The sequence below is a fragment of the Salmonella sp. 2018103 genome (genome assembly GCF_026247685.1).
Taxonomy (GTDB): Bacteria; Pseudomonadota; Gammaproteobacteria; order Enterobacterales; family Enterobacteriaceae; genus Salmonella; species Salmonella enterica.
This window is the reverse complement of sequence record NZ_CP111029.1, coordinates 486,428-501,366: the sequence shown is the minus strand read 5'-3', so window position 1 is coordinate 501,366 and position 14,939 is coordinate 486,428. Positions and strand designations below refer to the sequence as shown.

At 51.9% G+C, this 14,939-nt stretch carries 17 protein-coding genes; 4 read left to right on the top strand and 13 right to left on the bottom strand.

The annotated features are described in order from the left end of the window. Nucleotides 1–11: 11 nt before the first annotated feature. The 8 genes from oadA to mdh all read right to left on the bottom strand — a co-directional run bounded on the left by oadA (nt 12) and on the right by mdh (nt 7,574). Nucleotides 12–1,793, bottom strand: coding sequence for a sodium-extruding oxaloacetate decarboxylase subunit alpha (gene oadA / locus OLG56_RS02390; RefSeq protein ID WP_061377028.1), 1,782 nt, complete (start codon nt 1,791–1,793; stop codon nt 12–14). 15 nt (nt 1,794–1,808) lie between these two features. Beyond that, on the bottom strand, nt 1,809–2,051 hold the full coding sequence (locus OLG56_RS02385; RefSeq protein WP_000180123.1) for an oxaloacetate decarboxylase subunit gamma: 243 nt from the start codon (nt 2,049–2,051) through the stop codon (nt 1,809–1,811). A gap of 155 nt (nt 2,052–2,206) precedes the next feature. After that, nucleotides 2,207–2,824, bottom strand: coding sequence for a L(+)-tartrate dehydratase subunit beta (gene ttdB, locus OLG56_RS02380; RefSeq protein ID WP_000162405.1), 618 nt, complete (start codon nt 2,822–2,824; stop codon nt 2,207–2,209). Then, complete coding sequence (ttdA, locus tag OLG56_RS02375; RefSeq protein WP_000045349.1) at nt 2,824–3,723, bottom strand: L(+)-tartrate dehydratase subunit alpha; 900 nt, start codon at nt 3,721–3,723, stop codon at nt 2,824–2,826. Before ttdA ends, ttdB begins: the two co-directional genes overlap by 1 nt. Nucleotides 3,724–3,755: 32 nt before the next feature. Then, nucleotides 3,756–5,024 (bottom strand): SLC13 family permease, encoded by a 1,269-nt coding sequence (locus tag OLG56_RS02370; RefSeq protein ID WP_000433390.1) that lies wholly within the window; start codon nt 5,022–5,024, stop codon nt 3,756–3,758. Nucleotides 5,025–5,234: 210 nt separating this feature from the next. Further along, nucleotides 5,235–5,900 carry a GntR family transcriptional regulator gene (locus tag OLG56_RS02365; protein WP_061377027.1) on the bottom strand — a complete coding sequence of 222 codons (666 nt, stop codon included), beginning with the start codon at nt 5,898–5,900 and terminating at the stop codon, nt 5,235–5,237. Further along, nucleotides 5,887–6,516, bottom strand: a complete 630-nt coding sequence (locus OLG56_RS02360; protein WP_000723776.1) for a GntR family transcriptional regulator — start codon at nt 6,514–6,516, stop codon at nt 5,887–5,889. The genes OLG56_RS02365 and OLG56_RS02360 overlap by 14 nt, the downstream gene beginning before the upstream one ends. Before the next feature lie 119 nt (nt 6,517–6,635). Next, a complete protein-coding gene (gene mdh, locus OLG56_RS02355) occupies nt 6,636–7,574 on the bottom strand; it encodes a malate dehydrogenase (RefSeq protein ID WP_000861586.1) in 939 nt (312 codons plus the stop codon). A gap of 414 nt (nt 7,575–7,988) precedes the next feature. On the opposite strand from mdh, the gene argR reads away from it, so the two are divergent. The 3 genes from argR (at nt 7,989) to yhcN-B (ending at nt 9,457) form a co-directional block, all read left to right on the top strand. After that, nucleotides 7,989–8,459 carry a transcriptional regulator ArgR gene (gene argR, locus OLG56_RS02350; RefSeq protein ID WP_001257852.1) on the top strand — a complete coding sequence of 157 codons (471 nt, stop codon included), beginning with the start codon at nt 7,989–7,991 and terminating at the stop codon, nt 8,457–8,459. Between the two features lie 364 nt (nt 8,460–8,823). Then, on the top strand, nt 8,824–9,087 hold the full coding sequence (gene yhcN, locus OLG56_RS02345; RefSeq protein ID WP_000695695.1) for a peroxide/acid stress response protein YhcN: 264 nt from the start codon (nt 8,824–8,826) through the stop codon (nt 9,085–9,087). A gap of 103 nt (nt 9,088–9,190) precedes the next feature. Continuing rightward, nucleotides 9,191–9,457: a DUF1471 family stress response protein YhcN-B gene (yhcN-B, locus tag OLG56_RS02340; protein WP_000853277.1), complete on the top strand. Its 267-nt coding sequence runs from the start codon at nt 9,191–9,193 to the stop codon at nt 9,455–9,457. A gap of 59 nt (nt 9,458–9,516) precedes the next feature. On the opposite strand, the gene OLG56_RS02335 is transcribed toward yhcN-B, so the two are convergent. The 5 genes from OLG56_RS02335 to aaeX all read right to left on the bottom strand — a co-directional run bounded on the left by OLG56_RS02335 (nt 9,517) and on the right by aaeX (nt 13,787). After that, on the bottom strand, nt 9,517–9,789 hold the full coding sequence (locus tag OLG56_RS02335; RefSeq protein ID WP_001103888.1) for a barstar family protein: 273 nt from the start codon (nt 9,787–9,789) through the stop codon (nt 9,517–9,519). Nucleotides 9,790–10,033: 244 nt separating this feature from the next. After that, the gene (gene tnpA, locus OLG56_RS02330) at nt 10,034–10,492 is read right to left on the bottom strand and encodes an IS200/IS605-like element IS200F family transposase (RefSeq protein ID WP_000502119.1); all 459 of its coding nucleotides are present in this window, start codon (nt 10,490–10,492) and stop codon (nt 10,034–10,036) included. 178 nt (nt 10,493–10,670) lie between these two features. Further along, nucleotides 10,671–12,638 carry a p-hydroxybenzoic acid efflux pump subunit AaeB gene (gene aaeB, locus OLG56_RS02325; protein ID WP_000510913.1) on the bottom strand — a complete coding sequence of 656 codons (1,968 nt, stop codon included), beginning with the start codon at nt 12,636–12,638 and terminating at the stop codon, nt 10,671–10,673. 5 nt (nt 12,639–12,643) lie between these two features. Further along, nucleotides 12,644–13,576 (bottom strand): p-hydroxybenzoic acid efflux pump subunit AaeA, encoded by a 933-nt coding sequence (gene aaeA / locus OLG56_RS02320; protein WP_000855138.1) that lies wholly within the window; start codon nt 13,574–13,576, stop codon nt 12,644–12,646. Between the two features lie 7 nt (nt 13,577–13,583). Further along, nucleotides 13,584–13,787, bottom strand: coding sequence for a p-hydroxybenzoic acid efflux pump operon protein AaeX (gene aaeX, locus OLG56_RS02315; protein ID WP_000051840.1), 204 nt, complete (start codon nt 13,785–13,787; stop codon nt 13,584–13,586). A gap of 181 nt (nt 13,788–13,968) precedes the next feature. On the opposite strand from aaeX, the gene aaeR reads away from it, so the two are divergent. After that, nucleotides 13,969–14,898 carry an HTH-type transcriptional activator AaeR gene (gene aaeR / locus OLG56_RS02310; RefSeq protein ID WP_000440300.1) on the top strand — a complete coding sequence of 310 codons (930 nt, stop codon included), beginning with the start codon at nt 13,969–13,971 and terminating at the stop codon, nt 14,896–14,898. Nucleotides 14,899–14,939: the final 41 nt, after the last annotated feature.

Genomic DNA, 14,939 nt, shown 5'->3' with positions numbered 1-14,939 from the left:
CGTCCTCTCCGTTACGCAAGCGTCATCAGGGTGTCGCCCACCGCCACCGCATCCCCGGCTTTCACCGCGATGCCGCGCACGGTTCCGGCCTGCGCGGCGCGGATTTCGGTTTCCATCTTCATGGCTTCCAGAATCAGCAGCACGTCGCCTTCGGCCACCGTCTGGCCTTCCGTCGCCACCACTTTCCAGATATTGCCCGCCAGCGGCGCGGCTACCGGGGTGCCTGCGCCCGCCGGGGCAGCCGGAGATGCAGCCTGAACCGGCGCAGATGAAGCCGCGGTCAGATGGCTGATATCGCCGCCGTCGCTGACTTTCACCACAAAGGCTTTGCCTTCCACTTCGACGGTGTAGATACCGGAAGCGGCGGGTTTTGCGGCTTTCTCCGCTTTCACGGCAGGTTTCGCCGCTTCCGCCTGCGGCAGTGGCTCAAACGCCGCCGGGTTGTGGCGGTTCTCAAGGAATTTGAGGCCGGGTTGCGGGAACAGCGCCACGGTGAGGACGTCGTCAATGGCGTTTCCCGCAAGCTGAATGCCCTTCTCCTGCGCCTGGCGCCTGACGTCCGCTTCCAGTTCAGCCAGCTCCGGTTTGAGTAAATCCGCCGGACGGCAGGTCACCGGAGCGCCCCCTTCCAGCACCCGCGCCTGCAGTACCGCGTTCACCGGCACCGGGGTGTGCCCGTATTCGCCTTTCAGAATGCCGGCCGTTTCTTTGGCGATGGTTTTGTAGCGCTCGCCGGTCAGGACGTTGAGCACCGCCTGGGTGCCGACAATCTGCGAGGTGGGGGTCACCAGCGGGATAAAACCGAGGTCCTCGCGCACGCGGGGGATTTCCGCCAGCACCTGGTCGAGTTTGTCCGCCGCGTTCTGCTGCTTCAGCTGGCTTTCGAGGTTGGTCAGCATTCCGCCCGGCACCTGCGCCACCAGAATACGGCTGTCGTAGCCTTTCAGCTGGCCTTCAAAGGCGTGATACTTTTTGCGCACCTCGCGGAAGTAGGCGGCGATGCTTTCCAGCTTCAGGATATCCAGCCCGGTGTCGTGCTCAGTACCTGCCAACGTCGCCACCAGCGCCTCGGTGGCCGGGTGGCCGTAGGTGGCGCTCATGGAGGAAATCGCCGTGTCCACGCCGTCAACACCCGCCTCGATAGCCTTCAGCAGGGCCATCTCCGCCATCCCGGTGGTGGCGTGACAGTGCAGGTGCAGGCGCACCTCAAAACGTTTTTTGATTTCGCTGACCAGCTCATACGCCGCCATCGGCGTGAGAATGCCGGACATATCCTTGATGGCAATCGAGTCAACGCCGGTTTCCAGCAGTTGCTCCGTTAAATCCAGCCAGGTGTGCAGGGTGTGGGCCGGGCTGGTGGTGTACGAGAGCGTGCCCTGGGCGTGTGCGCCGTGGCTGCGCACCGCCTGCAGGGCGGCTTTCATATTGCGCGGGTCGTTCATGGCGTCGAAGACGCGGAACACGTCCATGCCGTTTTTGACAGCGCGCTCAGTGAAGCGTTCCACCACGTCATCGGCGTAGTGGCGGTAGCCGAGCAGGTTCTGGCCGCGCAGCAACATCTGCAGGGGGGTTTTGGGCATGGCCTTTTTAAGCTCGCGCAGGCGGACCCACGGGTCCTCGCCGAGAAAACGGATGCAGGCGTCAAAGGTGGCGCCGCCCCAGCACTCCAGCGAGCCGTAGCCCACGTCGTCGAGCTGAGCGGCAATCGGCAGCATATCGTCAAGACGCAGGCGGGTGGCGAACAGGGACTGGTGGGCGTCACGCAGGACGACGTCGGTAATGGCAATAGTCATGGATCCCTCCGGGAATTAAGCGTTAAGGCGGTGATGGTGAATGGCGGCGGCAATCACCGGCTTTAAGCGGGTGAAGTCGTCCACGACGGGAACGGCGCGCGGCGCGGGCGCGGCGACGGGTTCAGGGAAGAAGCGAGTAATCACGGCGGACATGCCGCGGATGGCGAAAATCAGCAGGAACAGAAACGCCAGCACGAACCCCATGCCGAGGAACATCAGGGTGAAGCCTTCACCTAATAGCAGAGCTGCATTAGTCATAAAATAGCCTTCAGGCAGGAGGCACGATAATGGGGCTATTTATGACGATGAAATAATAAGGGTGGATTTCCCTGAGCCGCCCCGGCCAGAGCCCTTGGTTATTATTATCGTCATAACGTATTACCACCATTATCGTGCAATTTACGTAATCAGGTTTATTTAATGAAACTTACGTTCTGGCATATTTCATCAGCGACGATCTCTTTACGCTGATTAAAAATAATTTTGTTCTGTTCAAACAGATTATTTCCATGGGTATCAATAGAAACAATCAGCGGGCCAAACTCTTTAACCCGACAGACCCACAGCGTTTCCGGCATCCCCAGATCGCGCCATTGGGCATCTTCAATTTCTTCCACGCACACGGCGGCTACAACCGCACAACCGGCAGGGAATACGCAGTGCAGCGCTTTGTGTTCAGCACAGCCCTCTTCGGTACCTTTACCCATACCGCCTTTACCCACAATTAATTTCACGCCGGTCTGCGCAATAAATTCTTTTTCAAATTTCTCCATACGCATGCTGGTGGTTGGTCCAACGGAGACCATTTCAAACTTATCGTCTTCGCCTTTAATTGGGCGGACAATGGGGCCAGCGTGTAAAATAGCGCCGCCGCGAACATCTACCGGAAGCTCGCGACCACCTTCAATTAAACGGCGATGGGCTACGTCACGGCAGGTAACAATATGACCGTTGAGATAAATAATATCGCCAGCCTTAATATCCGCTAAATCTTCATCTTTAATTGGCGTAGTCAGGATTTTTTTAGTCATCAGAAATTCACTCCGCTGTGAGACGTAATGGTGTAATTCAAATCTTTATCGAAAACGATGTGCCCTTTACGGTGCGACCAGCAGCCGACGTTTACCGCCACGCCGATGGTAGAAGGATGACGCGCGGTGTTTTCAATGTTCACGCCCATAACGGAGGTATTACCGGACATCCCCTGCGGCCCCAGGCCAATTTTGTTAATGCCGTCTTCCAGCATTTTTTCCAGCGAGGCTGCACGCTCATTCTCGTTATGCGAACCGATCGGACGCATCAGCGCTTTTTTCGATAGCAGTGCCGCCGTTTCAACAGAGGTCGCTACGCCCACGCCAACCAGCAGCGGCGGACACGCGTTGAGGCCGTAGCTGGTCATCACATCCAGTACAAAGCGGGTCACACCTTCATAGCCTGCACCCGGCATCAGCACCATCGCTTTCCCCGGCAGAGAACAACCACCGCCTGCCATATAGGTATAAATGCTGCACTGATCGGAATTGGGAACGATCTCCCAGAAGACCGTCGGCGTGCCTTTACCCACGTTTTTACCGGTGTTGTATTCATCAAAAGTTTCTACGCTGTTGTGGCGCAGCGGAGAATCTACAGTTGCTTTGATCACCGCCTCACGCAACAACGCTTCCAGCTCGCCAATCAGCGGAAAGTTCGTCCCGCACTCCACCAGAAACTGAATGACACCGGTGTCCTGGCAGGAAGGACGATCCAGCTCTTTCGCCAGACGCTGGTTCTCAATCATGGTAGTAAAGATGACGTCGGCCAGTTTACTGGTCTCTTTCTTATGCAAATCTTCCAGTTTTGCAGTGACATCATCAGGCAAAACTTTGCCGGTATATCCCACAAACTTGGCCATAACGTCGGTCATATGGGATATCTGTTCACTTTTGCTCATAAATGCTCCTTAGTCAGAACAGCTTCCGTTAATTACGGATGAAAAGGGAAAAGGATTGGCAGCAGGATCAAGCTGACAATGGTTGAAACGATAATCAGGGGGATACCGGCCTTAGCGTAGTCGACAAATTTATAGCCACCCGCGGAGAGCACCATCATGTTGGCAGGCATACCGATAGGGGTTGCGTAGGCGCAGGAACCGCCAATGACCGTCGCCATCAGAACCGCACGCGGGTCGGCCCCCATACCTGCGGCAATGGACAAACTCACCGGCACCAACAGCGCTGTCGTTGCGGTATTGGACATAAAGTTGGTCATCACAACGGATAAGGCGAAAACGGCGATCAGCAACATGAACGGTGAGGAGTTTTGCCCCAGCATGCCGATTACATAGTCCGCAACCAGCTTGCCTGCCCCGGTCATTTCCAGCGCTTTTGCCAGCGCCAGGGTGCCGCCAAAGATAAAAATAGTCTGTGAATCAATGGCTTTATAGGCCTGTTTTTCCGTGAGTACGCCGCTTACGACCAGCACAAGAGCGCCAATACAACCGGTCACGGCCAGGCTGACACCGATCTTCTTCTCAAAGATCATGCCGAGGATCGTTGCGATCAACACCACGAGTGAGAGCCGTTGTTTCCACTGTGGAACATGGCTGTAGTCACGTTGCTCCCCGACGCTCCCCACCTCACCGCCGGTCGCATTATTCGGCAGAAAGCGATAGCCAATAGTCAGGAAGTAGAGAATGCCGCAGATGAGCATCGGGAGACCGATTTTTGCGTATTCAAAAAAGCCAAAGCCGCCGCCAATATTCTGTAGCGCAGACTGCGCGATAAGATTTCCCGGCGCGCCAATTAACGACAGGTTACCGCCCAACGCAGCGGCGAAAACCAGCGGCATCAGTAGACGAGAACGCGAGAAGCCCGATTTTGCCGCCACGCCGATCACCACCGGAATCAAAACCGCAGCGGTACCGGTGTTAGAGAGGACGCCAGACATCAACCCCACCACCACCATAATGGTGAAGATCAGCTGTTTTTCTGTTTTCGCGAAGCGCGTGATGACGCCGCCCACTTTGTTTGCCATACCGGTCTCGAACAACGCACCGCCTACGATGAACATCGCGACAAAGAGGATGACGTTAGTGTCGATAAAGCCAGCAAAGGCCTGTTTGATATTCAGAACTCCGGTGATAACTAAGGCCACGCAGACAATCATGGAAGTGACGGCCAGTGGCACTTTTTCCCATACAAACATGACGATAGCGAACACCAATAAACATAAGGTAAGGGTAATGGGTTCCATATTTATAATTATCCAATCAATGATATATGATATTGTATCCAATGTTGACGAGGAGAAATTATTCCCATACAAAAACTAAGTCAAATCGTTTCTCAGGAAAAATGCAGGAGTGGGATCTACATCAAGATCGTAGCTGGATCGTTACTGGACGTGATTAATAGAATTGAAGAATTGGTTGAAGCGCCTGCGATGCTCACGCAGGCGAAAAGATCAGGCAGAAGGGTCACCAACATAGCGGGTCAGCATATTCTCCATCGAGCGAATAATGTGTTCGCGCATGCGCTGGCGTGCCAATTTTTCATCATGAAGTTCAAGAGCTTGCAGAATACTTTTATGTTCCTGAATGGAAATCACGGCATACTCTTCTTCGGTGACCTTATGGCCCATCGACAGGCCGTTCCACATATTACAGAGCAACATTTTCATTTTTTCGTTGCCAGCAACATTCCATATTTCCATATGAAATGCCTGATTCAGGTCGGAGTATTCCGCCGAGTTATTTTCCGCGAGAGCCTTTTCAGCGGCATAATGCACCTGGGCTATCCGCGAGATATCGGTGCCGGGACGAGAAGCTTTAGCCACCGCCTCACTTTCTAACAGCGCGCGAATTTCATAGTGTTCACGGATCGTTTGTTCATTGATGCCCAACACCACCGCCCCTTTATTAGGGCGCACTTTTATCAGCCCATCCGCCGCCAGAATCTGAAACGCCTCGCGCACTGGCATACTGGACACGCCGACCATTCCGGCAATGCCTTCTAACGTAATCTCCTGCCCTTCCACTAACTCCCTCGAAAGAATCGCTTTACGCAGCACCGCCGCGACCTGTTCTTTCGCTGAAAGAAGCTTAATCTTCCCTAACTTAGGCTTCTGCACTTTCCCAATCCTTCATATGTTGACGCATTATTTCTGCTAAAGAGAGGAAATAACGCTGCATAACTTGCCCAATCTCATCACGCCGCCCCTGGCGTATGACGTCAGCCAGTTCAGCGAAAAGCTGCGCCGACTCCTGATTATCTTTTTTCAGATGCAAAATAACATAAGAGACATAACCGTCCAGGAACTGCTGATACACCTTTTCCAGATAGCGGTTATTCACATAAGAAATCAGCATCGCATGACACTCCAGTTCGCAGGATTTGTCTTCTGCGACAGCCAGCGCTTGCGCACGTATCAGGAGGGCATCGCCTACTTCGCTGGGTATCAGCGAAAACATTTCGGCGGCCATCGCGGCAATCACGCGAAAAATATGACTCACGCGATCGGCCTCAAGATGCGCGACCTGCATGTGCCTGTTGGGCAGTCGGATTAAAAAACCTTCCTGTTCGAGTGACTGTAGCGCTTCTCGAACCGGCATTCGTGAAAGACCAAGCTGCTCCGCAATACTTTCCTGCGCGAGTTCTTCTCCCGCTTTTATATTGCCGGAAAGAATTTCATAGCGAAGCATTTGCGTAATGTGATCGCGGGTTTGCGTTCTTTGGATCTTTTTCACGACGTTCTCGTTAATAACCGATAAGACGTGAGGAGTTTAGCAGATTTAGTACTTGATTTCGTGGCTTGTTTACAGTCAAAGAAGCCGGAGCAAAAGCCCCGGCATCGGGCAGGAACAGCTTATTTATTAATAAAATCTTCACCCAACTGAATATCTTTTTTCAGCGTATCCAGCATAGCGTCCAGCGAATGTTGCTCGAAAGCGCTCAGTGTGCCGATGGATTTACGCTCTTCTACACCGTTTTTACCCAGCAGCAGCGGCTGAGAGAAGAAACGGGCATACTGACCGTCGCCTTCCACATAGGCGCATTCCACCACGCCTTTTTCGCCCTGCAGAGCGCGAACCAGAGAAAGACCGAAACGTGCGGCAGCCTGACCCATAGAGAGGGTTGCCGATCCGCCGCCGGCTTTCGCCTCGACGACTTCAGTACCGGCGTTCTGAATACGTTTAGTCAGCTCGGCCGCTTCTTGTTCGGTAAAACTTACGCCTGGAATCTGCGACAGCAGCGGCAGAATCGTCACGCCGGAGTGCCCGCCAATCACCGGGACTTCAACTTCCGTTGGCAGCTTACCTTTCAGCTCTGCAACAAAGGTATTAGAGCGGATGATATCCAGCGTGGTGACGCCAAACAGTTTGTTTTTGTCGTATACGCCTGCTTTTTTCAGCACTTCCGCCGCAATCGCAACGGTGGTGTTCACCGGGTTGGTGATAATGCCCACGCACGCTTTCGGACAGGTTTTAGCGATCTGCTGCACCAGGTTTTTCACGATGCCGGCGTTAACGTTAAACAGGTCGGAACGGTCCATACCCGGCTTACGCGCCACACCCGCAGAAATCAGTACTACGTCAGCGCCTTCAAGCGCCGGGGTTGCGTCTTCACCGGAGAAACCTTTGATTTTTACAGCGGTGGGGATGTGGCTCAAATCAACGGCCACACCGGGAGTCACTGGAGCGATGTCGTACAGGGAGAGTTCTGAACCTGAAGGCAGTTGGTTTTTTAAAAGTAATGCCAGCGCCTGACCGATACCACCAGCAGCGCCGAGGACTGCGACTTTCATCCTAAACTCCTTATTATATGATTAGCTAAGTGTCTATTGCTCCGCGGCGGCGACCTTAATTCACAAATTCAATGATTACAATCCTCACTCATCAAGAATGCGGAGTCGCGCAATTTTGGCTTTTATGCATTTAATTTGCGTAATCCGGATCGGCTGCAACCAGAGAGCAACGTTCCTACAGGTGGTGACAATATACCCTACTATCCTCTCAAAACAACATCATTTTGATAACAATTAATTTACTTTTAATCTTATTTGCGAGGCGTGACACAGGCATGTTTCTTGATAACGAAATTTGATAAAATTCCGCTCTTTCATAACATTATTTCAGCCTTAAACAAGGCAGACTGTTTGCATAAAAATTCATCTGTATGCACAATAATGTTGTTTCTACCGCCATATTACGGGTGACTTATGCGAAGCTCGGCTAAACAAGAAGAACTAGTAAGAGCGTTTAAAGCGCTCCTCAAAGAAGAAAAATTCAGCTCACAGGGCGAAATCGTCCTCGCGTTGCAGGATCAGGGCTTTGAAAATATCAATCAGTCCAAGGTCTCGCGCATGTTGACTAAGTTCGGCGCAGTGCGTACACGTAACGCAAAAATGGAAATGGTGTACTGTCTTCCGGCTGAACTGGGCGTCCCAACAACATCCAGTCCGTTGAAAAATCTGGTGCTGGATATCGACTATAACGACGCTGTCGTGGTGATTCATACCAGCCCCGGCGCGGCACAACTCATTGCGCGCCTGCTGGATTCACTGGGGAAAGCAGAAGGTATTCTCGGCACGATTGCCGGCGACGATACTATCTTCACTACGCCTGCCAGCGGATTTTCCGTAAGAGATCTGTACGAAGCCATTCTGGAACTTTTTGAACAAGAGCTCTAGTCCCACTTCCTCCGTCGTCGTACGGCGGAGGCACCTTTTTGTCCTCTCCCCTCGCCGCTTTCCTGTACGGCTATCATTTGGCAAATCATGCCCTTAAACATTCACCACGTGAATGGCAAATCAAAAAAACGCACAAAATGTCAAATTTCTTAACCAATTGATTTTCTTTTATTTTTTAAAAGACGACGGCGAAAAACAGCAATTTTAATTCCATAACGTTATAAAAAATAAAATTTTTAATGTCTTTAAAAAGCAGAAACAATTAGCGTGGTATTAATTAATCGCGTGATTAGTGTATACTTAATTTTGTGATGAGGGTCACGAAACAAAGACCCCAGTAAAGGAATTCGACGAGGTAAAAATCATGAAAATCAAAACCACTGTTGCAACATTAAGTGTTCTGTCCGTTCTCTCTTTTGGCGCTTTCGCCGCAGAACCTATCAGCGCAGAGCAAGCGCAAAATCGTGAAGCAATCGGATCGGTTTCAGTCAGCGCTATCGGCTCATCGCCTATGGATATGAACGCCATGCTGAGCAAAAAAGCGGATGAACAAGGCGCTACGGCCTACCACATTACCGAAGCGCGTAGCGGCAGCAACTGGCATGCCACTGCCGAACTGTACAAATAAAATTCACCTGCCATCGCATATAACGTGTCGTTACTTCGCGGAGATATCGCATAAGAAAAGCCCATTAATCCGCGAGGTTGACCCTATAAAGGAATAAAAGACCATGAAAACGAAATACATTATCGCATCACTCGGCCTGGCCACTCTGCTCTCTTTCGGCGCAAATGCCGCAGTACACCAGGTCAACGCGGAACAGGCGCAGAATCTGCAACCGATGGGCACCATTTCCGTCTCGCAGATTGGCAGTACGCCAATGGATATGCGCCAGGAGATCGTCGCTAAAGCCGAAAAAGCAGGCGCTAATAGCTATCGCATCATCGAATTAAAAGAAGGTGATAACTGGCACGCCACCGCCGAGTTGTATAAGTAAACCCTCGTCGTCTAACCCGACGACTTGCCCCCGCCTGCCGGGGGCTTTTTTATGCTTTTTCAATGCCGGACATTAAACCGTAGCCGCCCCTCCAGCTCTTCTTCCGCTTCATCAAAGAGTAAAATCAGCGCCCCGTAGCGCCTGCGCAGTTTATCAGGCAGGTGAACGAACTCAATCTCTAGCGGTAGAGGTAAGGTATCGCTCATTACCGCATCCCATAATGTATCAAGATCGCTTACTTTCTCACTGGCAAGACCAAACGTCTGCGTAAACTCGCGATAAAAATCGCTTTGGTTTTTAATATCATTAAAATCAAAAGTATAGACATTCATAGCCAGCCACCATCCCCGACAGACAATTGTCTGTTTTACTACTAAGCATCATTATGCAGAGGTTTCACTTCCAGAAACGCTTTTAGCCCCGGAGCACTCTTGCGCTGTTTTTGTATCTCAAATAAGTATAGTCATAATAAATATCCTCCGGCATAGCCGGAGGTTTTTCAGATGCGCCTGTAAGGCTCTCTTACCAGCCGCGCCCTAACAGGCGCATACGATCTGACATTTGCATCAAACTTCGTTACTTACGGCCCGTAAACGGGCTGCCCGGATAAGGGATCGATAATTGCTCACCCATTTTATCCTCTTCAAGCTGGTGCTTTATGTAGTCCTGTATCTTCGCCGTGTTCTTACCCACCGTATCGACATAGTACCCTCTGCACCAGAACTCCCTGTTCCTGTATTTGAATTTTAGATCCCCAAACTGCTCGTAAAGCATCAGACTACTTTTACCCTTCAGATATCCCATGAAGCTCGACACACTCATCTTCGGCGGGATCTCCAGAAGCATGTGAATATGATCTGCACAACATTCCGCTTCCAGAATTCGTACGTTTTTCCATTCACACAATTTTCTTAATATGCTGCCTACTGCCCTACGCTTCTCTCCATAGAACGCTTGTCTTCGGTATTTGGGCGCGAAAACTATGTGATATTTACAGTTCCATCGGGTGTGCGCTAAGCTCTTTTCGTCCCCCATTGGGACCCCCTTTTGATTTCTTGTTGAACTTTTGCAGTTGCCAGACCGCAAGATGTTTTAACAAATCAAAAGGGGTTTTAATAACTGGCTTAAAGCTGAAAGCTTTCCGGAACCCCCAGCCTAGCTGGGGGTTTTCCATAGACAAAAAACCGACGCTTTTGGCATCGGTTCTTGTGGGTTAGCTATCGGTAAGCGCGTTCTGGTATTTATGTAACATGCCCGTCAGGCGTTTAACCGGTTCCGTCACCTGCGGCGGCGCCTCCCAGATACGTAATTTCTCCTGATAGATATCCAGCTCATCCAGCAACTGACCAAAGTAGCGTCGCCGTTTATCATCGCTTCCGGCGGAAATAACATGGTCTGCGGTACGACGAAGCTGGCGGTGGAACACTGACAGGTCTTCATTAACCGGTATCGGCGCGTCGCGCAGACGTTGATGAGCAATGATCATCGTTAGCGCCAGGCGAAACTTCGGCAAATCGCCAGGGAATTTATTCATCAGCAAAAAGAGTTGCTGATATAACGCAGGCAGACGGTTTTCTTTACGACGTACCACGTTGGTCGTCATTGCCGAGACCGCAGCGGAAACAAACTGATTAAGCAGCACGCGACCGGTTCGATCTTTGGATTTATCACGCACCAGCAGGATGACGATAAACGCCAGCATACAGCCAACAATTTGCCCCAACGCGCTGTCGAGGAACTGGCTGAAATGGAACGTCATCGGATTATCCAACACAATAATGTTAATCGTACTGGCCAGCGCCCCCATCGACCCCAGACGCCGTTTCTGGACCTCAATGCCGATAAAGAACCCCAATACCGCCAGGCTCAAACATAACAACAGCATACTTTGCTGCGTATTGGGAATAATCACCAGGAAATAGAGCAATCCCAGCGGCAACGCCGCCAGAGTGCCATAAATAAAATCAATGCAGACCATGCGCGGATTGGGTAAACGCATCGCCAGCGAGGTCACCACGGCAATCATCACCATCGCGCCATTACCCGATGTCCAGCCGGTCCATAGCCAGAATAATGTCCCCAGAATGCAGGAAAGCGTGGTGCGCCAGAAGTTCACCATCGCATGGTGGCGTTCAGCGGATTCCACTTTAACTACGGGCTCGCCTTGCAGGATCTCTTCTTCCGTCGCGCTGATTTTGGTGTTGCTGATCACGCCGCGTTTAAGCAGCAGATAGCGCGTCGCAGCGCCTACCCAGCTATAAAGCGTGACGGGCGTTTCGCGCTCGCCGGTCCAGACAATGACACGCCGCATCCGTTTTAACTGCCTGTGGACGTCCTGTACCGTTTCAACCGGCGTCTCGAACAGTTCCCGGAATGTATCGGTAATCAGTTCCGGCCGCGTGTTTTGAATAAGATAAGTTTCACAGGATTGCGTAATCAGCGTGAGCGAAAGCGTATTCAACGCTTTCAGGCGGCGGTTAGCGCGTACCCAGCGCGAAGATTCCATATTCAGATTACTTCGCATCCCCTCCAGCGCCGCCGTGCGTCGCACCAGATCGCCCCAGGCGTTGTCGACTTCTTCGCTGTCGCCATGCTTAATACAAAGTTGCATTAGCTGATATTGCGCTACCAGTAAACTGTCCAGTTCGCGATCAACCTCCTGCTTTATCGATCGCGGCGAGAAAAGCAGATCCGCTAAAATAGCGCAGCCAATGCCGATGACGATTTCGCTACAGCGCTCAAGCGCAAATTGCGGCGTGAGCAGCGGCTCCGTCTGAATGGTAATCACAATGATCAGCGCAGTATAACCTGACAGTCCCCACGCATAAGAGTTTTCGATCCGTACTAAAGAGGAGATCCAGGTACAAAAACCGGCCCAGACACAGCACACCAGAATCATCAATAGCGGCGCGCGGATCATAGAGATAATAATGATAAGCGCGGCGATACAGCCAATAAACGTCCCGATAATACGCAACATTCCGCGATAACGGATAGCGCCGGAATAGGGTTCCCCGCCGGCGGCAAATGCCGGGCCTGCCGCCACGATCGCGGCGGTCAGCACCGCCCAACGCGGCGTCTCCAGTTGAAAATGGAAGCCGATAAATAATGCCAGCACAATGGCGCACGCCAGCTTTACCGCAAAACGAATGTGCTGGTTGGCAATGGAGAAAATGCCCATGACGATTAACCGAATTCGCGCAGCCGGTGCGCCAGTTTACGGAAGAAGGAGTCCTGGCTTGCGTCACGATCCTGCTTACCGGTGATCACGACGGTTGCCGTCGTACCGGCAGGCCACAAATTTCCCTGCTGCTCGTCAAGCCGGATGCGCACCGGAACACGCTGGGCCAGACGCACCCATTCGAGGTTAGAGTCTATCGTCGCCATCCCTTTCGCATCGCTGGTACTGCTGGCATTCGTTACCCCTGCCGCCACGCTATCGACGGTACCTTTTAATACCCGGTTGCTGCCAAGCGGCGTGATTTCGGCACGATATCCCGGACGCACGCCTTCCAGCTTGGTCTCTTCCATATAGGCCTGCACGTAAAAAGAGTTCTTTTTCACCAGGGCGACGGCTGTGGAACCGCGGGTAATAAATTCACCGGCATAAACATTGAGGTTAGTCACCCAGCCGTCGGCAGGCGCGCGAATGACGGTGCGTTCCAGATCGAGTTTAGCCAGATCGCGCGTCGCCTGGGCTTTAGCCAGTTGATGCAGTACAGTCTGCAAAACATTGTTCGCCTGATCGATCTCTTCCCGGGACATCGCCTGTACGCCGAGGCGATTACGGCGACTGGCTTCCTGGCGTTTTTCCTGCGCCAGGACCTGATAATAGGCTACATCAGCTTCCGCTTCCGCCAGCGCTTTTTGATAGCGTGGCTGATCGATGGTAAACAGGACCTGATCCTTTTTCACCAGTTGGTTATCATGCACGTTTACATGGGTAATCAGGCCCGCGACATCCGGGGCAATAGCGACGACATCGGCGCTAAAACGCGCGTCACGCGTCCAGGGAGATTCGGTGTAATACACCCAGGCGCGGAAAATGGCGATAAAGGCCAGAATAACCAGTACGAGGGTAATGGCCGTACGGGAGAGTTTTCTTGTTAGTGTTTTCACTTCAACCTCAAACGAACAGGCGCGATATTAAATAAAACAGACAACAATACAGCGCGGTATTGAACAGAGCCGGATGCCAGACAAAATCATAGATACCCGTCGGTACAAGCATCCGACGCACCAGCCAAAAAATAGCCAGTGACAAAAGCAATTCGAAAAATATCGGTGGGAAGGAAAGACCAAACACCACGATAACGGGAAACAGACTCATGTTGACCTTGATTTCTGAGAGAGAGCAGGCGATAGATTGTTAAGCTACATCGCCGCAGAGAAGGGCAAGAGACGCCAGGCGAGAGCGACATAGCTCTTATTCGAATAATAGTATATTAACGTAATTGTTATGCTGTTATCTATATTATGTGATCTAAATCACTTTTAAGCCAGAGTGAATAATGGAACGATTAAAACGAATGTCGGTATTCGCCAAAGTTGTCGAGTTTGGCTCTTTTACCGCCGCAGCCAGACAGCTGCAAATGAGCGTATCGTCCATCAGCCAGACTGTGGCGAAACTGGAAGATGAGCTTCAGGTTAAATTGCTCAACCGCAGCACACGCAGCATTGGGCTCACCGAGGCTGGAAAAATCTATTATCAGGGCTGTCGTCGTATGCTGCATGAAGTGCAGGATGTTCACGAGCAGCTTTACGCTTTTAATAACACGCCTATCGGTACATTGCGTATCGGCTGTTCTTCAACCATGGCGCAAAATGTGCTGGCCGGGCTTACCGCAAAATTATTAAAAGAGTATCCCGGTCTGGCGGTCAATCTGGTGACAGGAATTCCGGCTCCGGATTTAATTGCCGACGGGCTGGACGTGGTGATCCGCGTGGGCGCGCTGCAAGACTCCAGCCTGTTTTCCCGTCGACTTGGCGCGATGCCGATGGTTGTGTGCGCCGCCAAGCCCTACCTCGCTCAGTACGGCGTCCCGGAAAAACCCGCCGATCTCAGTAGCCATTCCTGGCTGGAATATAGCGTGCGCCCGGATAATGAGTTTGAACTTATCGCGCCGGAAGGAATTTCTACCCGACTGATTCCACAGGGGCGGTTCGTCACTAACGATCCGATGACGCTGGTACGCTGGCTGACCGCCGGAACCGGAATCGCCTATGTGCCGCTGATGTGGGTGATCGATGAGATCAATCGTGGCGATCTGGAGATCCTGCTGCCTCGCTATCAGTCCGATCCCCGTCCGGTGTACGCGCTGTACACCGAAAAAGATAAGCTGCCGCTTAAAGTGCAGGTAGTGATTAACGCGTTAACTGACTATTTTGTCGATGTCGCACACCTGTTTCAGGGGATGCACGGGCGAGGGAAAGAAAAATAAAAACACCGGGTAATTGCTGAAGACGATTGTAGCCAGATGCC